This is a genomic window from Anaerosporobacter mobilis DSM 15930 (genome assembly GCF_900142955.1).
Classification (GTDB): Bacteria; Bacillota; Clostridia; order Lachnospirales; family Lachnospiraceae; genus Anaerosporobacter; species Anaerosporobacter mobilis.
In genome coordinates, this window is sequence record NZ_FRCP01000027.1 from 26,276 (window position 1) to 47,285 (window position 21,010).

At 35.9% G+C, this 21,010-nt stretch carries 14 protein-coding genes; 1 reads left to right on the forward strand and 13 read right to left on the reverse strand.

What is annotated here, in order from left to right:
* Nucleotides 1-108 precede the first annotated feature (108 nt).
* Together BUB90_RS21615 and BUB90_RS21620 are read right to left on the reverse strand one after the other, a co-directional pair.
* Nucleotides 109-1,827, reverse strand: coding sequence for a methyl-accepting chemotaxis protein (locus BUB90_RS21615; protein WP_073291451.1), 1,719 nt, complete (start codon nt 1,825-1,827; stop codon nt 109-111).
* Nucleotides 1,828-2,115: 288 nt separating this feature from the next.
* The gene (locus BUB90_RS21620) at nt 2,116-4,230 is read right to left on the reverse strand and encodes a glutamine synthetase III family protein (protein ID WP_073291452.1); all 2,115 of its coding nucleotides are present in this window, start codon (nt 4,228-4,230) and stop codon (nt 2,116-2,118) included.
* A gap of 327 nt (nt 4,231-4,557) precedes the next feature.
* Here BUB90_RS21620 and BUB90_RS21625 point away from each other — a divergent pair, with 327 nt between their 5' ends.
* Entirely contained in the window at nt 4,558-4,878 is a 321-nt protein-coding gene (locus tag BUB90_RS21625) for a DUF3892 domain-containing protein (RefSeq protein WP_073291453.1), read from the forward strand.
* 1 nt (nt 4,879) lies between these two features.
* Here BUB90_RS21625 and BUB90_RS21630 read toward each other — a convergent pair whose 3' ends face one another.
* From BUB90_RS21630 to leuB, 11 genes are all read right to left on the reverse strand, one after another.
* Complete coding sequence (locus BUB90_RS21630; RefSeq protein ID WP_073291454.1) at nt 4,880-6,997, reverse strand: glutamine synthetase III family protein; 2,118 nt, start codon at nt 6,995-6,997, stop codon at nt 4,880-4,882.
* Between the two features lie 354 nt (nt 6,998-7,351).
* Nucleotides 7,352-7,615: a hypothetical protein gene (locus BUB90_RS21635; protein WP_073291455.1), complete on the reverse strand. Its 264-nt coding sequence runs from the start codon at nt 7,613-7,615 to the stop codon at nt 7,352-7,354.
* Nucleotides 7,616-7,692: 77 nt separating this feature from the next.
* A complete protein-coding gene (locus BUB90_RS21640) occupies nt 7,693-8,592 on the reverse strand; it encodes a mechanosensitive ion channel family protein (protein WP_073291456.1) in 900 nt (299 codons plus the stop codon).
* Nucleotides 8,593-8,639: 47 nt separating this feature from the next.
* Nucleotides 8,640-11,285 (reverse strand): 1,4-alpha-glucan branching protein GlgB, encoded by a 2,646-nt coding sequence (glgB, locus tag BUB90_RS21645; RefSeq protein ID WP_073291457.1) that lies wholly within the window; start codon nt 11,283-11,285, stop codon nt 8,640-8,642.
* Nucleotides 11,286-11,533: 248 nt separating this feature from the next.
* Complete coding sequence (locus BUB90_RS21650) at nt 11,534-12,169, reverse strand: YesL family protein (protein ID WP_073291458.1); 636 nt, start codon at nt 12,167-12,169, stop codon at nt 11,534-11,536.
* Nucleotides 12,170-12,412: 243 nt separating this feature from the next.
* Nucleotides 12,413-13,654: a DUF1015 domain-containing protein gene (locus BUB90_RS21655; protein ID WP_073291459.1), complete on the reverse strand. Its 1,242-nt coding sequence runs from the start codon at nt 13,652-13,654 to the stop codon at nt 12,413-12,415.
* Between the two features lie 75 nt (nt 13,655-13,729).
* Nucleotides 13,730-14,893, reverse strand: a complete 1,164-nt coding sequence (locus BUB90_RS21660) for a phosphoglycerate dehydrogenase (protein WP_073291460.1) — start codon at nt 14,891-14,893, stop codon at nt 13,730-13,732.
* A gap of 52 nt (nt 14,894-14,945) precedes the next feature.
* A complete protein-coding gene (gene serC / locus BUB90_RS21665) occupies nt 14,946-16,031 on the reverse strand; it encodes a 3-phosphoserine/phosphohydroxythreonine transaminase (protein ID WP_073291462.1) in 1,086 nt (361 codons plus the stop codon).
* A 354-nt stretch (nt 16,032-16,385) separates the two neighbouring features.
* The gene (gene ilvB / locus BUB90_RS21670) at nt 16,386-18,062 is read right to left on the reverse strand and encodes a biosynthetic-type acetolactate synthase large subunit (RefSeq protein ID WP_073291464.1); all 1,677 of its coding nucleotides are present in this window, start codon (nt 18,060-18,062) and stop codon (nt 16,386-16,388) included.
* A gap of 33 nt (nt 18,063-18,095) precedes the next feature.
* Nucleotides 18,096-19,766: a dihydroxy-acid dehydratase gene (ilvD, locus tag BUB90_RS21675; RefSeq protein WP_073291466.1), complete on the reverse strand. Its 1,671-nt coding sequence runs from the start codon at nt 19,764-19,766 to the stop codon at nt 18,096-18,098.
* A gap of 91 nt (nt 19,767-19,857) precedes the next feature.
* Entirely contained in the window at nt 19,858-20,946 is a 1,089-nt protein-coding gene (gene leuB / locus BUB90_RS21680) for a 3-isopropylmalate dehydrogenase (protein WP_073291468.1), read from the reverse strand.
* Nucleotides 20,947-21,010: the final 64 nt, after the last annotated feature.

A 21,010-nucleotide genomic window follows, 5' to 3' on the forward strand; every position in this document is an offset into this window, starting at 1 on the left:
AAACCAACTTGTTTGGCCTTGCCCTTACTATAACTACTATACGTCTTCCACTACTATATACCATATGAAAATATTGTAAACAACGAGAACTTCTATTATTTTACATAATTAGAGTTTAAAGAATTTCACTTCGTCATATAATGTAGTAGCAAGCTCTTGCATCTTTTGAGCTGCTTCTGAAACAACATGAACCGTAGCTGTTAATTCCTCCATGGAAGCTGTTGTTTCTTCTGTTGCCGCTGCATTTTCCTCTGATAGAGCAGAAAGATTCTGAATCACATCCATTACCACAACCCTAGAGGTATTACACTCACCTGCTTGTTGATTAATATTCTCAGTATTATGATTACATTGCTTAATTCCTTCACTAACTTGAGTAATTTTGGTTTTTGTATCGTTCAATTTCTCCTCTTGTTCTTTCACATTCTGTTGAACTTCATTCATTACGCGAATGGAAGCCTTAGAGTCCTCGGCTAACATCTTAAGGATATCATCAATCTTTTTAGCTGATGCATTAGATTCTTCTGCAAGTTTTTGAATCTGCGCCGCTACGACACTAAAACCTCTTCCTGCTTCCCCTGCTCTTGCAGCTTCAATTGAGGCATTCAAAGATAGAAGATTCGTCTCATCTGCTATATTCGTTATTAGTTTAAGCGCTTCTCCTATCTTTTGAACAGAATTATCAGTCTTTTCGATATTAGCAGCAATTCGATTTATCGCATTCGTCGTATTAACATTAGACTCTGATAGTTCATTCATATTATTATTTGCTTCATTCTCAGTTTCAAGAACAGCCTCAGTAATTATATTCAATGATTCAATATCACCCGTAATCTTCTCAATTAATGATCCCATATTAGCTACATTCAAAGTAGCACTTTCGATATCCGAAGCCTGTGTTACTGCACCCTTTGCAATCTCATCAATTGCAATGCTGATATCTTCAGAAGTCTTACTTGATTGCGTCGCTAAACTCTCAAGCCCTTCTCCTTCTACCAATAAGGTGTCACAGCTTTGATTAAGAATTCCAATAACGGATTTGAATCGTATTATTACATTATTTAGCGCTCTGGCTATTTCGCCAATTTCATCCTTCTTATTCAACAACTTATCATTAACTTCTATCTTAAGCTCTCCACGTTCAAGATCTGTCAATGCACCCTTTACTAATACGATGCCATTAGCGAATAATTTAGCAATGAAGAAACTTGCAATACTGAATGCAATAACCATAGCTACTGCAAACATTAATATCGTTTCAATTTTGGATCTAATAAAAGCATTAATATCACTACACTCTTTACCTACAAAAAGCATACCTACTATACTACCATCCGCATTCTTTAATGGCATATAATACGCATAATATGGCTTTTCATTAATTTTAATATTGTAATCCGTATATGTATTTCCTTCTTTTAATACTTTTTGTACAACTTTATCTGATGCCTTCGTTCCTATAATAGCACTTCCATCTTTGTTCTTAATTGTTGTTGCAACTCGAGTATCCCCATAAAAATACGTAATCTCGTTACCTGATTCTTTAGCCAATGTATCAAGTAATTCCTTCTCCCCGGTAACATTCATATTTCCTTTTATTAATTCATTGCCTTCATTAATGGCATAATCCCCTGTATCCATAGAATCAATAGTAATTTGAATGGTTTTAGCCATACTCGCTAAGCCATCGATTGCTTCCGATCGCATTCCAGATATCAAACAGATACTAGCGATTAAAATTAATACCCCGGAAGATACTATATACTGTAATACAGACATCCCTAATAATTTTTTCGCAAATCCATTTTTATGATTTCTCTTCTTCATAATACATATTAGTATAACGTAGTAGTACCTATCTTCTACTACTATACTTCTCCTTTTCTCTAATACTATAGCACTAACCGTCTCGTGTTAGGAGTTTAAATACTATCTTTACATAATAACATCTTACATAAATTCTGGCAAGACTTCATTCATTTATTTCCCATTTTTAAACATATATATACTAAAAACCACATAACTATACACCGCGTTATGTGGTTCTCTAAATATTAATTTCTACCTATTTAATTTATATTATTTAATTATATTTTATCAAGAAAGTTAGTATTATTATACTTCAAATAACAATTCTCCATATGTTGGTACTGGCCATGCTTCTCTATCAATGATTAATTCTAATGCATCAATTGGAGCTCTTAGTTCAGCCATAGCTTGGAATACAACATCCTTGAAATAGGTTGCTTGTTCTGCTCCTTCTTCTTTCGTAGCAGCTTCTGTGACAACTTCTTGTAATCTATTAACTGCTGCTTTTGCCTTTGCAAGTAAAGCTGAGGTATCCGTTAATAAAGTCGTTTGAACGCTTACATCTGCACTTGGAACAGCAGCTTTCACACTGTTGATTGATTCCGCTAATGTAGCAACTGCTTTAATAACAGCTGGGATATACTTTTTGTTAACCATTTCAATCATAGTCTTAGCTTCAATATTGATAGCTTTTGAGTATGCTTCATAGTTGATTTCTGCACGAGAATGTAATTCCACCTCTGAGAATACTTTGAATTTCTCAAACATCTTGATTGATTTCTCACTTACAAGAGAAGGAACTGCATCAACCATCGTCTTAACATTTGGAAGTCCTCTACGTTCTGCTTCAGCTACCCATTCCTCTGAGTAACCATTGCCATTGAAGATAACTCTTTGATGGTCTGTTAATGTCTTCTTAATTAAGTCATGTACAGCTAAATCAAAGTTTTCAGCATTTTCAAGTTCATCAGCCATATCAGATAATACATCTGCAACAATAGTATTTAATACCGTGTTTGCACCAGCGATTGACATGGACGAAGCAACCATACGGAATTCGAATTTGTTACCTGTGAATGCAAATGGTGATGTACGATTTCTATCTGTAGCATCTTTCTTAAGCTCTGGAAGTGTATGTACTCCAATATTCAACTTACCACCTTGTTTTGAAGATTTTGCTTCACCAGTTTCAATTAATTGACTGATTACATCTTCTAATTGTTCTCCAAGGAAGATAGAGATGATTGCAGGAGGTGCTTCATTCGCTCCAAGTCTGTGATCATTTCCTGGATTTGATGCTGATAAACGAAGTAATGCCGCATTTTCATCTACTGCTTTAATAATTGCAGATAAGATTAATAAGAATTGAATGTTTTCATGAGGAGTTTTACCTGGCTCAAGAAGATTCTTACCTGTATTTGTAACGAGCGACCAGTTATTATGTTTGCCTGAACCATTAACACCTGCAAATGGTTTTTCGTGAAGAAGACATTCAAGTCCACGACGTTTCGCAACCTTCTTCATGGTTTCCATTACTAATTGATTATGGTCTGTTGCAATATTGGCTGTTCCATAGATAGGAGCCATTTCATGTTGTGCTGGAGCAACTTCGTTATGTTGTGTTTTAGAAAGGATTCCAAGTTTCCATAACTCTACGTTTAATTCTTTCATGTATCCAGCGATTCTTTCTTTAATACTTCCGAAATAATGATCATCAAGCTCTTGACCTTTTGGAGGCATTGCCCCGAATAAGGTACGGCCAGTATAGATCAGGTCTTCTCTCTTCATATATTTTTCTTTATCAACTAAGAAATATTCTTGTTCTGGACCTACAGAACAATCAACTTTCTTAACATCGTCATGTCCGAATAACTTTAACACACGTACTGCTTGCGTACTAATGGCTTCCATGGAACGAAGTAGTGGCGTTTTCTTATCAAGAGCTTCTCCTGTGTAAGAACAAAAAGCTGTAGGTATACATAATGTAACACCTGCCGCATCTTCTCTTAAGAATGCTGGTGATGTACAATCCCATGCAGTATATCCTCTAGCTTCGAATGTAGCACGAAGACCACCTGAAGGGAATGAGGATGCATCTGGCTCACCTTTAATTAACTCTTTTCCTGAGAATTCAAGAATTGCATTACCACCATTCGATGCCGCACTAATGAAAGAATCATGTTTTTCTGCTGTAATACCAGTCATTGGTTGGAACCAATGTGTATAGTGCGTTGCACCTCGCTCAAGTGCCCATTCTTTCATAGCATGTGCCACTATATTCGCAATATCAAGGTCTAATTCCTCTCCCTCTTCAATTGTCTTCTTAAGAGTAGCATATACTTTCTTAGGTAAACGCTCTGCCATAACTACATCATTAAATACATCAATTGCAAATACTTCTGAAATTACGTCTTTTGCCATATCTTTATCCTTCCTTCCATTAATAATTAAAATTATGTAGCATCGAAACTATTCATGCAAAATAAAAAAGGTGTTCTCAAATACACTTTGAGAACACCTTTGTTCCACGAATAATCTTTTATCCGCCTAGATATAAAATACCACGTTTTCCCCCAAAAGGGAATACCCTTTTTTTATTTTTTTTAAGTTTTAATATTTGGTAGTTAGAATTCTTATGTCAAACAACCATTAGTCTGTTCTTACTTAAATTCTTCATAATTATGAAATGTTCTCTAGTATATTAACTATCACATCGAACATACTAAGCATAGAAAGAGGTGATGACTAATGTTGCAAAACGATAATAATGAATTAAATACTTCTTCCCTTGCAATGAATGCACTTGATAATATCCCGAGTCCAGGGCCAAATGCTAAAAATATTGTTGCATTGGTAAAACACAGTGGGAAGGTTACTGGTTACCAGCTATCCGACGGAAGTACTCTTTCCAAAGAAGAAGGAGTAGCACTAGCTAAAAACGGTGGCATAAATGGCGTAGGAATCTCCCATCGTAATGGTCAGGAATATCTTAAATCTCTTCCTGATAATACAGAAAACAACAATTTAAGCAGCCTACCTACAGTATCTGAAAACAGCGTACAAGGTTAATTTATACCTCGAATAATAAATCTCCATAGGTAGGAACTGGCCATATAGATTTATCAATAATAAGTTCTAATTCATCGATTGGTGCTCTTAGTTCTTCCATAGCTTTAGCTGCCACATCTTTAAAATATATTGCTCGTTCTTTACCTTCTGCTTTTGTAGCAGCTGTTGCAACTATATTTTCAAGATTAACAACGGCAGCTTTTGCTTTTGCTAGAAGTTCAGAACATTGAATTAGTAAATCACTCTGGACAGAAACATCAGCGCTTGGTACAGCTGTTTTTATACTATTAATAGAATCAGCCAAGCCTTTCACTGCTTTAATAACGGCTGGAATATATTGCTTATTAACCATCTCAATCATTGTTTTAGCTTCTATATTGATTGTCTTTGAATAATTCTCATAATTTACTTCTGCACGAGAATGTAATTCTTTAGACGAAAAAACACTAAATTTTTCAAAGATTTCAACTGTACGGGCGTCAATTAATGATGGGATTGCATCAACCATAGTTGGTGTATTAGGAAGTCCTCTTCTCTTAGCTTCTGCCTTCCATTCTTCTGAATATCCATTACCGTTGAATATAATTCTTTGATGATTTGTTAAGGTACGTTTAATTAAATCATGAACAGCAATATCAAAATTATCTGCCTTCTCTAATTCATCTGCCATATCACATAAGGCATCTGCCACGATTGTATTCAATACAATATTCGCATCTGCTACTGACATGGAGGAAGCAACCATACGGAACTCAAATTTATTACCAGTGAATGCAAACGGTGATGTACGGTTACGGTCTGTTGCATCTTTCTTAAGTTCAGGTAAGGTATGAACACCAGTATTTAGCTTACCACCTTGTTTGCAAGATCTTGCTTCCCCTGTTTCAATAAGCTGATTAATAACATCTTCTAATTGCTCGCCAAGGAAAATTGATATAACTGCTGGTGGTGCTTCGTTTGCACCCAATCTATGATCATTACCTGGGTTAGAAGCAGACATGCGAAGTAAAACTGCATTCTCATCTACCGCTTTAATAATAGCCGATAAGAATAATAAAAATTGAATATTCTCATTAGGTGTCTTCCCTGGTTCTAATAGATTCTTTCCAGTATTGGTAACAAGTGACCAGTTATCATGTTTTGCAGATCCACTTACACCAGCGAATGGTTTTTCATGCAATAAGCATTCTAGTCCTCGACGCTTAGCAACTTTTTTCATTGTCTCCATAACCAATTGATTATGATCTGTTGCAATATTAGCTGTACCATAGATTGGAGCCATCTCATGTTGTGCAGGTGCTACTTCGTTGTGTTGTGTCTTTGATAAAATACCTAGTTTCCATAATTCAATGTTTAATTCTTTCATATAAGCAGCGATACGTTCTTTAATGCTACCAAAATAATGATCATCTAATTCTTGACCTTTTGGTGGCATTGCGCCAAACAACGTACGACCAGTGAAGATTAAATCTTCTCTTTTTAAATATTTTTCACGATCTACTAGAAAATATTCTTGCTCTGGACCAACAGAACACTCAACTTTCTTTACATCATCATGTCCGAATAATTTAAGTATACGGACAGTTTGTGTATTAATTGCTTCCATGGAACGAAGAAGTGGTGTTTTCTTATCCAAAGCCTCTCCTGTATAGGAACAAAAAGCCGTAGGAATACATAACGTTACCCCAGCTGCATCTTCACGCAAGAACGCTGGTGATGTACAATCCCAAGCTGTATACCCTCTTGCTTCGAAGGTAGCCCGAAGTCCACCAGATGGGAATGAAGAAGCATCTGGCTCTCCCTTAATTAACTCTTTACCAGAGAATTCAAGAATCGCTTGGCCGCTATTAGAAGCAGGACTGATGAATGAATCATGTTTCTCCGCTGTAATACCTGTCATTGGTTGGAACCAATGTGTATAGTGTGTTGCACCTTTTTCTAATGCCCATTCTTTCATTGCATGTGCAACAACATTCGCAATTTCATGATCGAGTTCTTCTCCATCTTCAATTGTCTTCATTAGAGCTGCATAAACCTTCTTTGGTAAACGCTCTGCCATTACAGCATCATTAAATACATCGATCGCAAATACTTCTGATATCACATTTTTTAACGCCATTTTCCTATCTTCCTTCCGTTTTGTCTAAGGATATGTACATGGTATCCTATCTATTTTGAATCCGTATTCCCCGCATTATATAAGAAATTAAAGAGCAAACAATATAATTAATTAATACTATTAGCTCAGCTTATATAAAAAAGGTGTCCTCAAATAAAATTTGAGAACACCCTTTGATACGGATACTCAAATCCGCTATTAATAAAATACCATGTTTTACTCCAAAAGAAAAGACATAAATTTCTTTTTGTTAATTTACATAATATTATATGCGGATATGTGACATTTTCTATACTTTTTAACTTAGCTTTATTAATTAAAATATTGCATTTCTTAATTTTTATAAGTTTGTGGTTAATCTTCTATTTCTTCAATTACTTCTTCCTTATACGTATCAATATATTCCTTCATATTGTCTTCGATATGTTTGTATAATTTGGTTGGATTTGAAATGGTACTTTTCATTATACTAAATGCATGGATTTTAGTTGTGTATTCCTTTTGATATACCCATACTTCAACTATCGTATCTTTATCAGCGGGTAATTCATGAATCTCAAAAACATAACCATCTTCTACTTCAATTTCTTGTATTATTCTTTGTTTTACCTCTAACATGCTCTTACCTCATACTTTATCTTTTTTATCTACTTCTACTTCTATTTCAGGTCATAGATTTCTTCTTATTAAGGTTATTATTTGGAAACAACGTCTCGATTCGTAATATTAACATCTAACTGATCGAATGGTATTGTTACGTCATTGGCATCAAAATCTTCTTTGATTTTCTCAAGTATATCCCACTTAAGAGTCCAATAATCTTCGGTTTTTACCCACATACGAATACCAATATTAATTGCACTAGGATCAAAACTATTAACAAAGATTTGTGTGTCATAATCCTTTAATACTAATTCATGTTCGCTAGCAACTCGTTCCAAAATATCCTTAACTTTTTTAATATTCTCAGAATAGTCGATTAATACAGATAAATCCAAACGACGTATAGGTTCATGTGTTACATTAATAATATTAGAATTGGATAACGTTCCGTTTGGAATAACTACTAAACGATTATCAGCAGTTAACATTCGTGTATAGAAGATATCAAGTCCCGTAACAGTTCCTTCTTTATCCGGAGTTATAATATAATCACCTACACGGAATGGTTTCATAATAAGTATTAAAACACCGCCAGCAAAGTTTGCTAAACTACCTTGTAGCGCTAAACCAATTGATAACGTGGCGGTGCCAAGTACTGCTACTAAGGATGAGGTATCCACACCAATATTACTAATTAATATTACAACTAAGATACCATATAGAATTGCTTTAATAACTGCCATCAGGAATGTAGATACACTAGTCTCCATATTGCTTCTATTGAATGTCTTCTCTAATATATGGAGTATTACCCTAATGATTTTCTTACCTATAAACCATATTAATACTACAACAAGCAATTTCCATCCAAAAGCTATAAGCTGATCTTGGGCTTTACCAAGATATTCTGATAGTTTTGATACTTTCTTTACTACTTCCTCAGCACCTTCTTGCAGAGATTGAGTTGATAGAAATATTGTGTTCAAATTCATCTTTATCTCCTATTATTCTAATATCTAATGTGTAATTACAACCCTTGTTATACTGGTTGCTTACGAGGTCTTCCTCGCTTTCTTTTCTCAGGTTGAATAACTTCATCTAATGTTTCTTCAGTAGCATCCACTGTAGTTACAGCCACTTCTTCGTGAATAACAGTTTCTACTGCTGTAACTACTGCTTCTTCCTGTATGTCAGTTTCTACTGCTGTAACTACTGCTTCTTCCTGTATGTCAGTTTCTACTGCTGTAACTACTGCTTCTTCCTGTATGTCAGTTTCTACTGCAAGTATTTCTTCGACCTTAGCATTTGACGATTTCTTCGCTGTTGGTTTCTTTGCAGTTGGAGACTTCTTTGAGGTTGTAGATTTCTTCTCCGTTGAACCCTTGGAAGTCCTTGACACCTTTTCCAATTTCTTCTCTACTTTAGTAGTCTTCGTGCTTGCAGATGTCTTCTCCATTAGCTTATCAGGTTTTACTTCAACTACTGGAGTACATGTGAATACACTAATTCCAAGTGGTGGCACTGTAATTTGTATTGAATTCTCACGACCATCGCATTCATCTTTCTTAGAGTATTTGAGTCTTGGATTCACATATCCTTTACCACCAAATGTTTCCTTATCACTATTAAAGGTTTCTTTATATTTGCCCTTGAACGGAACTCCTACTTTGAAGTTTTCATACACTACTGGCGTGAAGTTACATATAATTAATAAGGTTTCTTCTTCCTTCTCTGTCTTTCTTAAGAAGCTTATGGTACTCTTATCCGCATCCAAACTATTGATCCATTCAAATCCTTCACTAGTAAAATCCATTCGGTATAAAGCAGGATAATCCTTGTATAGACGATTTAATGCCTTCACATAATCTTTCATTTCTCGATGTGAGTCATATTCTAGTAAGTTCCATTGAATACTTTCATTCTCATTCCACTCATCAAATTGAGCTATATCTTGTCCCATGAATAATAATTTCTTTCCTGGATGTGCCATCATATAACCATACGTAACACGTAGATTTGCGAACTTTTGGTCATGACTTCCTGGCATCTTATTAATCATAGAACCTTTTCCATGTACCACTTCATCATGAGATAATACAAGAACGAAGTTTTCACTATAGGCATAAATCATGCTGAACGTTAATTCACCATGATGACCTTTTCTGAATAAAGGGTCGCATTTAATATAGTTAACAAAGTCATTCATCCACCCCATATTCCACTTTAAGTCAAATCCCAAGCCCCCATCTTCCACATCACCAGTTACTTTCTCCCAAGCTGTGGATTCCTCTGCAATTAACAAAACCCCTTTATGCTTCTTTCTAAAAACCTTAGATAGATTGTGTAAGAATTCTACTGCTTCTAGGTTCTCATGACCTCCATATATATTGGCAACCCATTCACCATGATTTTTACCATAATCAAGATATAACATAGAAGCCACTGCATCCATACGTATCCCATCAATATGATACTTCTCAGCCCAAAACAATGCATTAGCAATTAAGAAGTTTGCAACTTCTGGTCTTCCGTAGTTATAAATCAACGTTCCCCAATGAGGGTGGGAACCTTGTCTAGGATCGTGATGTTCATATAGGCATGTCCCATCAAAATTGGCCAAACCAAATGTATCTCTTGGAAAATGCGCTGGTACCCAATCTAAGATTACTCCAATATTGTGCATATGCATATACTCTACAAAATACATAAAGTCTTCTGGTGTTCCATACCTTGCAGTCGCAGCATAATATCCTGTAACTTGATATCCCCAGGAGGCATCCAATGGATGTTCCATAATCGGCATTAATTCAACATGCGTATATCCCATCTCTTTCACAAAATCTGCTATCATAACGGCAAGTTCTCTATAATTATAGAAAGTCCTATCTTCGTCTTCTGGTTTCTTAAAGGACCCCAAGTGAACTTCATAGATTAACATTGGCTCTTCTTTGTAATCGCGGTCCTCCCGTTTTGCTATAAAGTTTTGATCTTTCCATTGATAGGAATTAATGTCATAAATAATAGATGCTGTTGCAGGTCTTAACTCGGAAGCATATCCATATGGATCCGCTTTCAACATTACACATTGACTATTTACTTTAACCTCATATTTGTAAAGTTCACCACAGTGCAGACCTGGAATAAATAGTTCAAACACACCAGAATCCCCTAATCTTCTCATAGGATGACGTCTACCATCCCATAGATTAAAATCACCAACAACACTAACTCGAATTGCATTCGGTGCCCACACCCCAAACAAAACACCGCAAACTCCATCAATTTCCATCGGGTGTGCACCTAATTTATTATATATATCATAATGTATTCCGCTTGTAAACAGTTTTAAATCCATTCCATCAATTACCGGATCAAATCGGTATGGGTCTACAATCTCTTGCTTGTCCCCATTATCATAAGTAACTACATAAGTATATTCTGGAATTCTCTTACCATTTACTAGTACTGAGAAGAATCCAGCTTCATCAGCTATCTCCATTGTATATTCTTTACCTGTTTTTGTCATATGTAATACAACACTCGCTGCCGTAGGAATAAATATATTAAATAAGATACCTTCCTCTACTACATGTGCTCCTAGAATAGTATGAGGATTATCATGCTCTGAATAGACAATTGCTTCGATTTCTGCCCAATCACATAAATTGTATAATATATCGTTCATATAATGTCCTCCCTGTGTATCACAATATTACTTATATTGTATCACTATTTCCATTAAAAAACAATTATATTTAGTAATAAATACCATTTCATTGATATGTATTATGCAGTTATACATAAACAGGTGTAAATATTGTATTTCTTGACATATTGTTCAAGAATAGTACAAAATTCACACCTGTCTTTCTTTATTTTTATACAATCATAGTGCTTTGTTTATTATATTTCGACATCTTATATAACCATTTATTATTCCATATACCAAGCATCTGGACGTCCAGCATCTTCTGGAGTATATTTCTTCAATATTTTTTCCATCAAAAACGATACTAGCAAACAGGCTACGCCCGGTACAAATAAAGCTGCAATAGGTATCCACCACATTAGAAATGCTGCAAATGCAACTATAACTGCTATTATAATTGTAAATGGCAAATGTCTGATTGCCATAATAATTGAGTTCTTAAAAAGATTCTTGAATGTCAACGTAAATCTTGATAAGTTTGGAAATACATAGATTGCAGTGATAATGATAAATAAACTTAATGCAATATAGATTCCAAATAAAATACTACCTAATTTACCTTCCATTTGTCTAACAATATGGAAATTAAATGACATAACAACAGCCAGTAATGTAAAAATCAGACCAACAATTGTTCCTTGTTTAAGATTCACTTTAAATGAGTGGAAAAATTCTTTTGCTACATATCCTCTTTCTCTACGTATCGACTTAACTACACAATAGTAAAGAGCTGTAGTTGCTGGTCCGATTGTTATAATTGGAATACAACATAATACCCAAAGCAAACTTACTAACATAATATCAAAGATTTTTCCCATTCCACTGAAAAAACCACCTTCTAGGCTAAAAAAGCTACCCATACTTATAATCTCCATTCTTTTATATATTTCACTTTCATGATTTGGATTGTCCCATCGATATGACCCCTATTATGTAATCATTCGACAATTATATGACATAATTTAATTCATAATATAATTCTATCATAAAATCTGATATAATCAAATGAAAAAAATATTAACAAATATACAATTTATACAATTCCAAATAAAACAAACATCTTCCTTCATAAAAGAATGTTTATTGTTGATGTGAGGAGGACACTAGTCCAAAGAATGAATGAATATTCCACTTCTTAATTTAGGCTCAAACCATGTAGATTTTGGAGGCATTAATCTATTTGCATCCGCTACTGCAAACAATTCTCCTATTGATGTTGGATACATGGAAAAAGCTACTTCCATATCAGAATTCACTCTACGTTCAAGTTCTAAAAGGCCCCTGATACCACCTATGAACTCAATGCGTTTGTCCATTCTTGGGTCTTCAATTCCGAGTATAGGATTTAACAAATAATCCTGCAACACCGATACATCTAACCCTTCTACAGGGTCAGTAATAGCCTTCAAGTTCTCTTTGGCCTCTAACTTATACCACTGGTTGTCTAGATACATTCCAAAAGTAGATTTATGTTCTGGTGCATATGCTTTCTCCCCAACTAGCGTAAGGTCGAAATTATTCTCTATCTCTTTAATAAAATCTTCCTTAGAATAACCATTCAAATCTTTCACTGCTCTATTATAATCCATAATCATTAACTGTTCATCTGGAAATAATACCGATAAGAATGAATTGAATTCTTCTTCTCCTGTATAAGTAGGCATCTCATTACGTCTCTTTAATCCTACTTTAACTGCTGAGGCACAGCGATGGTGCCCATCTGCAATATAGATTTGATCCATATCAGCAAATGCTTTTTCAATGATTGCATTATCATCAAGGTCTACTACTTTCCACACATTATGAGTAATCTCATCTGGTGAAGTAAACGCATATAATGGAACACCTTTCTTCACTTTATCAACGACCGCATTCAACTGTATAGTGGCACGATAGGCTAGGAATATTGGTCCTGTCTGTGCATTGCATATATCTACATGGTTAATACGGTCAATCTCCTTATCTTCTCGTGTGTTTTCATGCTTCTTAATTACATTATTCAAGTAATCATCAATAGAAGCGCATGCTACAATTCCCGTTTGCGAACGACCATTCATAATAAGTTCATAAAGATAATAACACGCATCTTCATCCGTTATAAAGGTTCCATCTAAGGTCATTGCTTCTAATGTCTCTTTCGCTTTCGCATATACTCTCGCATCATAGGTATCAACAGAATCATCAAACCCTGTCTCTGCTCGATCAATCTTTAGAAACGATAAGGGTTCCTTTGCAACTTCAGCTTTTGCTTCTTCTCTGCTATACACATCATATGGTAATGCTGCTACTCTCGATACAACATCTACATTCGGTCTAATACATCTAAAAGGTTTAATCTTTGCCATATGTTCATCTCCTTTATCACGAATAAGGGCTGTTAATTTTAACAGCCCTTTGTTTTATTATTATATTCATTTCAATTATTTAACAACTCTAATTTTTAATACCCCATTAATAGCAGTTAATTTTTCTACTAATGTTTGAGTTGAAGAAGCTGCAATATCTATCACTGTATAAGCAAAATCACCACGGCTCTTGTTAACCATGTTATCAATATTAATGTTCTCAGCAGCGAATACAGTTGTAAACTGACTTAACATGTTTGGAATGTTTCTATGGTTAATTGCAATTCGTCCTTCACTAGCACATATACCGGCATCACATGATGGGTAATTTACTGAATTCTTAATATTACCATTGTCCATAAAATCAACGATTTCTTTCACTGCCATAACAGCACAATTATCTTCTGATTCAGCTGTTGATGCACCTAAGTGTGGGAATGCTATAACGCCTTCCATATTAGCTGTCTTTGCATTTGGGAAATCAGTAACGTATTTTCCTACTTTACCTGATGCTAAAGCTTCTGCCATATCGTCATCATTCACAAGAAGATCTCTTGCAAAGTTAAGAATTACTACCCCATCTTTCATTGTTGCCATTGTATCCTTGTTGATCATCTGTCTTGTATCATCTAATAATGGTACATGAACGGATATATAATCACATTCTCTAAAGATTTCTTCTCTTGTCTTAACGTATTTGATATCTCTTGAAAGATTCCAAGCATGCTCTACTGAGATAAATGGGTCACAACCATACACTTCCATACCTAGACGGTTAGCGGCATTGGCAACAAGTACACCAATTGCTCCAAGACCAACAATACCTAGTTTCTTGCCTTGAATTTCTTTACCTGCGAATTTGGATTTTGCTTTTTCCATTGTCTTAGCAATGTTTGCATCTTCTTTATTCTCTTTAACCCAGTTCATACCACCAACTAAATCACGCGAAGCAAGCATCAAACCAGCAACCACCAGTTCCTTAACACCGTTAGCGTTAGCTCCTGGTGTATTAAACACTACAATACCTTTTTCTGCGCATTTATCAAGTGGAATATTGTTAACACCTGCACCTGCTCTAGCGATAGCACATAAGTTATCACTAAGCTCTAAATCATGCATGGCAGCGCTACGTACTAAAACTGCTTCTGCTTCATCAATTGCATCAGTCTTAACATATTGTTCTGTAAATAAATTCAAACCAATATCTGCAATTGGATTAAGGCAATTATACTTAACCATGTTATTGTCCTCCCATATCCTCTTAAATCTCTTTTTGTATGACGTTCTTACTCTATTTTACGTTTTCTGCTTCGAATTTCTTCATGAAATCAACAAGCTTTTCAACACCTTCAATTGGCATTGCATTGTAGATACTAGCTCTCATACCACCAACTGATCTGTGTCCTTTTAAGTTTTCAAAACCTGCTGCTTTTGCTTCTTTAACAAACTTAGCATCTAGTTCTTCGTCACCTGTTACAAAAGGAACATTCATTAAGGAACGATCTTCCTTTACAACGGTACCTTTGAATAGTTTACTTTGATCTAAGTAATCATAAAGGATTGCTGCTTTCTTTTCATTATGCTCTTTCATAGCCCCAAGGCCACCCATCTTCTTTAACCATTTGAAGACTTTACCGCAGATATAGATTCCATAAGCTGGAGGCGTATTGTATAATGAGTCGTTATCTGCATGGATTTTATATTTTAACATTGTTGGAGTACCATCTAGAGTATCCTCAGTAATTAAATCTTCACGAATAATAACAATTACAACACCTGCTGGACCAACATTCTTTTGAACACCACCATAGATAACACCATATTTCGAAACATCAACTGGTTCTGATAAGAAACAAGAAGATACATCGGCTACTAACGTTTTACCTTTTGTGTTCGGTAATGTCTTGAACTTAGTTCCATAGATTGTGTTGTTTTCACATATGTACACATAATCTGCATCGTCGTCAATATCTAAGTCTGAACAATCTGGAATATAGGAGAAAGTTTTATCCTCTGAAGATGCTACTGCTCTTGCCTTACCATACATCTGAGCTTCTTTGAACGCCTTCTTAGCCCATTGACCTGTGATGATGTAATCAGCTACTTTATTCTTCATAAGGTTCATCGGGATCATCGCAAATTGTTGAGATGCTCCGCCTTGTAAGAATAATACCTTGTAATTATCAGGTATATTCATTAGGTCTCTTAAATCTTTTTCTGCAGTTTGAATGATTTCTTGGTAAGCTTTGGAACGGTGACTCATCTCCATTACTGACATTCCTGTACCATTGTAATCTAACATCTCTGCTGCTGCTTCTTTTAACACTTCTTCAGGTAAAACAGCTGGACCTGCTGAAAAATTAAATACTCTACTCACTCGTACTTCCTCCTTTTTTACTTGACAACTTTATCGTGTTACATTATAAAACTAAAAAAATATGAAGTCAATCCTTAATTGTCTTTTTCAACTAAATTGTTAAATTAGTTATCAGTATTCTACCATCATATACTCAAAGAAGCAATATCCATGATTTTCTAAATTAAGAATATCACTGTATTCTTGCTAAGAGCCATTGGTCTACAAAATAAATAGTATTCATCCGCTCCGCTTACAATCATCATAGGCTAGATCTCAGACGAAAGGTTGTACTCCGTCTGAGATCTATAGCCATATAAAAGATACTGAAAACATCCTAATTTCATACTATTCAATACTAGGACATATTATTCGTTACTTCTTGAGATCCTCTTCTGTGAATACTTCATCAATAGCAGCACCTGGTGCAACCATTGGCCATACTTTATCATCACTTTGGATTTGACAATCAATCACTACTGGAATATTCAGTTCAATAGCTTCTTTTAAAACGCCCTCTACTTCTTCTTTCTTCGTAATACGATATGCCTTTGCTCCCATAGCTTCTGCTAATTTCACAAAATCCACCGCATCGTTTAATACCGTGTAAGAATATCTCTCTTCATAGAATAATGACTGCCATTGACGCACCATACCAAGTACATGATTATTGAATACTATCTGTATAATCGGAATATTATAACGAGTTGCTGTGGCAATCTCATTCATGTTCATGCGAAAACAACCATCACCAGCCATGTTCACAACAATCTTATCTGGGTTTGCAACTTTAGCACCAATACAAGCACCTAAGCCATACCCCATTGTACCAAGTCCACCTGAAGTTAAGAAGGTTCTAGCCTTTTGATATTTAAAAAACTGGGCTGCCCACATTTGATGTTGACCAACTTCCGTAGTGATAATGGCATCGCCTTTTGTTATCTCATATACCTTCTCAATTATGTAAGGTCCGGTTAAGATATCTTTGTTATATTTTAAAGGATATTTTTCTTTCATATCCAACACATGTTGTATCCACTCACTATGATTATGCTGTGTCAATTTATCATTCACACGTCTAAGTACCATCTTAATATCACCTACGATACTATGGTCTGTTATAACGTTCTTATTGATTTCTGCTGGATCCACATCAATCTGAAGAATCTTAGCGCCTGCTGCGAATTTATCAATATTTCCAGTAACACGGTCACTAAATCTGGCTCCGATTGTAATTAATAAATCACACTCCGTAACAGCAAGGTTTGATGTTTTAGTTCCATGCATCCCAAGCATTCCCGTATATCTTTCATCTTCTCCACTGAATGCACCTTTACCCATTAACGTATCACAAACTGGAGCATCTACCAGATCAACAAAGGTATTAAGTTCCTCACTCGCTTCAGAGATTACCGCGCCTCCACCAACGAATATCATTGGTTTGCTCGCTTCCTTAATCATCTGGGCTGCTGTTACAAGGTCTTCTTCTTTAATTGTTTCTGTTACACGTTCAATTTTCTCAGGAACAACTTTTGTATACTCAGTCTTAGCAGCAGTTACATCCTTGGTAATATCTACAAGCACAGGACCAGGTCTTCCAGTTATCGCAATCTTGAATGCCAAACGAAGCGTATCCGCTAATTTTGTTACATCTTTTACAATGAAGTTATGTTTCGTAACCGGCATCGTAATACCAGCTATATCAACTTCTTGGAAACTATCCTTTCCAAGTAATGGTACCGTAACATTACCTGTAATGGCTACCATTGGAACAGAATCCATATATGCAGTGGCAATTCCAGTAACAAGATTTGTTGCTCCTGGACCACTAGTTGCCAAACAAACCCCAACCTTACCCGTTGATCTTGCATAACCATCTGCAGCATGTGAAGCACCTTGTTCATGGGAAGTTAGAATGTGTCTAATCTCATTTTGATGTTTATATAACGCATCGTAAATATTGAGAACAGCACCTCCAGGATAGCCAAAAATCGTATCAACACCCTGTTCTTTTAAGCACTCTACTAATACTTCTGAACCTGTTAATTGCATATACTACACCTCTTTCCTCATTAATCTGGTTGTTTACTGATGTGGTACCTCTAAGATTGCTCCTCTATTACCAGAAGTAACCATAGCTGCATAACGTGCAAGATAACCTGTTGTTATTTTTGGTTGTCTTGGTTTCCAATTCGCACGTCTTCTCTCTAATTCTTCATCTGACACATCCATGTCAAGTGTATTGGCATTAATATCAATCTTAATGATATCTCCTTCTTCGACTAAAGCAATTGGACCACCAACAGCAGCTTCTGGAGAAACATGACCGATAGAAGCACCTCTTGAGGCTCCACTAAAACGACCATCCGTTATAAGTGCTACGCTTGAGCCAAGTCCCATTCCGGCAATTGCAGATGTTGGATTTAACATCTCTCTCATACCAGGGCCACCTTTCGGTCCTTCGTAACGAATAACAACAACATCACCAGCAACAATCTTACCGCCTTTGATTGCTTCGATTGCATCTTCTTCACAGTCAAATACTCTGGCTGGACCTTGATGTTTTAACATCTCTGGCGCTACTGCAGAACGTTTTACAACACCGGAATCTGGTGCAAGATTTCCTTTTAAGATTGCAATACCACCTGTAGTACTGTATGGATTATCTATCTCCCGAATAACTTCTTTATCACGGTTTACACAACCTGCTATGTTTTCGCCAACCGTCTTTCCTGTAGCAGTAATACAATCTGTATATAATAGATTCTTTTTATTTAATTCATTCATAACTGCGTACACACCACCTGCTTCATTAAGGTCTTCCATATAGGTTGAACCTGCTGGTGCAAGATGACATAAATTTGGTGTTTTTGCGCTAATTTCGTTTGCTATATCTAGATTCAAATCAATTCCTGCTTCATGAGCAATCGCTGGTAAATGTAACATACTATTGGTACTACATCCAAGAGCCATATCTACTGTTAAGGCATTCATGAATGCTTCGTTTGTCATAATATCACGAGGACGGATATTCTTCTCATATAACTCCATTACTTTCATACCAGCATGCTTAGCAAGCTTAATTCTCTCAGAATATACCGCTGGAATTGTTCCATTACCACGAAGTCCCATACCAAGTACTTCTGTTAAACAGTTCATACTATTAGCAGTGTACATACCAGAACATGAACCACAAGTAGGACAAACCTTATTCTCGAACTCTTCTACATCTTCTTCTGTCATTTTACCAGCAGCGTATGAACCAACTGCCTCAAACATACTAGACAAGCTCCTCTTTTCACCTCTTACACGACCTGCAAGCATTGGACCACCACTAACGAATATTGTTGGGATATTCAGTCTTGCTGCTGCCATTAAAAGACCAGGAACATTCTTATCACAGTTAGGTACCATAACAAGAGCATCAAATCCATGTGCCATAGCTACTGCTTCTGTAGAGTCACAGATTAAATCTCTCGTTACAAGCGAATATTTCATACCGATATGTCCCATTGCAATACCATCACATACTGCAATTGCTGGGAACACCACTGGAGTACCACCTGCCATGGCTACACCAATTCTTACGGCTTCTACAATTTTATCTAAATTTATATGACCTGGTACAATCTCATTATGAGAGCTTACAATACCAACTAAAGGTCTCTCTAATTCTTCCTTTGTCATTCCAAGTGCATTAAATAAGGAACGGTGTGGTGCCTGTTGCATACCAGTTTTAACTGAATCACTTCTCATAATACTACCTCCTATTTTTCCTGTATCGACACTATTCTTTTTCATTCTATCATACTCTTTATCGTTTTAACATAGTATCGTATAAAATCTCTTATTTATTAATATATTGACAAATTAGGTCACCCATTTCTTTCGTACCTACTAATTGTTTTCCCGCTGACATAATATCAACAGTACGGTAACCATCTCTTAAGACAGCTTTTACTGCATCTTCAATCTGATCTGCTTCTTTCTCTAAATCAAAGGAATAACGAAGCATCATGGCTGCCGATAGAATCGTTGCTATTGGATTCGCTTTATTCTGACCAGCAATATCAGGTGCTGAGCCATGACTAGGTTCATATAAACCTAACTTTGTATCACCTAAACTAGCCGATGCTAACATACCAATTGAACCCGTTACCATACTTGCTTCATCGGATAAGATGTCTCCAAACATATTCTCTGTTAAGATGACATCGAATTGTTTAGGGTCCTTTACTAACTGCATTGCACAGTTATCAACTAACATATCACTTAGTTCTACGTCTGGATAGTCCGCTGCAACTTCTTTCACGACTTTTCTCCACAATCTTGAGGAATCTAATACATTAGCCTTATCTACACTGCATACTCTCTTGTTTCTCTTTCTAGCTATATCGAACCCCCATTTGGCAATTCTACGAATCTCATTCTCGTTATATGTAAGAGTATCCATGGCTGTCGTTACACCATTCTCTTCGTAAGTCTTTCGCTCACCAAAGTATAAGCCACCAGTAAGTTCTCTCATTACTACAAAGTCAAATCCACCGTCAATGATCTCTTCCTTTAAAGGACAAGCTCCTTTAAGTTCATCAAATAGAACCGCTGGACGAATATTAGCGAATAGATTCAATCCTTTACGAATCTTAAGAAGTCCTGCTTCTGGTCTTAGATTAGGAGGTAACTGATACCAATTTGACTGGCCTACATTGCCCCCTACTGCACCAAGTAAAACCGAATCACTTGCTAATGCTGTTGCCATTGCTTCATCTGTTAATGGTACTCCTGTTGCATCAATGGAACAACCTCCCATTAAAACTTCTGTATAATCAAATGTATGACCATATGTACTACCAATCATATCTAATACTTTTCTTGCCTCTGTAACAATTTCAGGTCCAATTCCATCGCCAGGTATTACCGCTATATTGTAATTCATTCTTGCCAACATCCTTTCCTTAAATCAATTTGTCAAATATGCTCATTCCTTTAGATTATATATT

What these genes read in the sequence shown, in the direction of transcription:
- BUB90_RS21615 (WP_073291451.1), bottom strand. Translation starts at nt 1,827, where the DNA reads ATGAAGAAGAGAAATCATAAAAATGGATTTGCGAAAAAATTATTAGGG.
- BUB90_RS21620 (WP_073291452.1), bottom strand. Translation starts at nt 4,230, where the DNA reads ATGGCAAAAGACGTAATTTCAGAAGTATTTGCAATTGATGTATTTAAT.
- BUB90_RS21625 (WP_073291453.1), top strand. Translation starts at nt 4,558, where the DNA reads ATGTTGCAAAACGATAATAATGAATTAAATACTTCTTCCCTTGCAATG.
- BUB90_RS21630 (WP_073291454.1), bottom strand. Translation starts at nt 6,997, where the DNA reads ATGGCGTTAAAAAATGTGATATCAGAAGTATTTGCGATCGATGTATTT.
- BUB90_RS21635 (WP_073291455.1), bottom strand. Translation starts at nt 7,615, where the DNA reads ATGTTAGAGGTAAAACAAAGAATAATACAAGAAATTGAAGTAGAAGAT.
- BUB90_RS21640 (WP_073291456.1), bottom strand. Translation starts at nt 8,592, where the DNA reads ATGAATTTGAACACAATATTTCTATCAACTCAATCTCTGCAAGAAGGT.
- glgB (WP_073291457.1), bottom strand. Translation starts at nt 11,285, where the DNA reads ATGAACGATATATTATACAATTTATGTGATTGGGCAGAAATCGAAGCA.
- BUB90_RS21650 (WP_073291458.1), bottom strand. Translation starts at nt 12,169, where the DNA reads ATGGGTAGCTTTTTTAGCCTAGAAGGTGGTTTTTTCAGTGGAATGGGA.
- BUB90_RS21655 (WP_073291459.1), bottom strand. Translation starts at nt 13,654, where the DNA reads ATGGCAAAGATTAAACCTTTTAGATGTATTAGACCGAATGTAGATGTT.
- BUB90_RS21660 (WP_073291460.1), bottom strand. Translation starts at nt 14,893, where the DNA reads ATGGTTAAGTATAATTGCCTTAATCCAATTGCAGATATTGGTTTGAAT.
- ilvB (WP_073291464.1), bottom strand. Translation starts at nt 18,062, where the DNA reads ATGCAATTAACAGGTTCAGAAGTATTAGTAGAGTGCTTAAAAGAACAG.
- ilvD (WP_073291466.1), bottom strand. Translation starts at nt 19,766, where the DNA reads ATGAGAAGTGATTCAGTTAAAACTGGTATGCAACAGGCACCACACCGT.
- leuB (WP_073291468.1), bottom strand. Translation starts at nt 20,946, where the DNA reads ATGAATTACAATATAGCGGTAATACCTGGCGATGGAATTGGACCTGAA.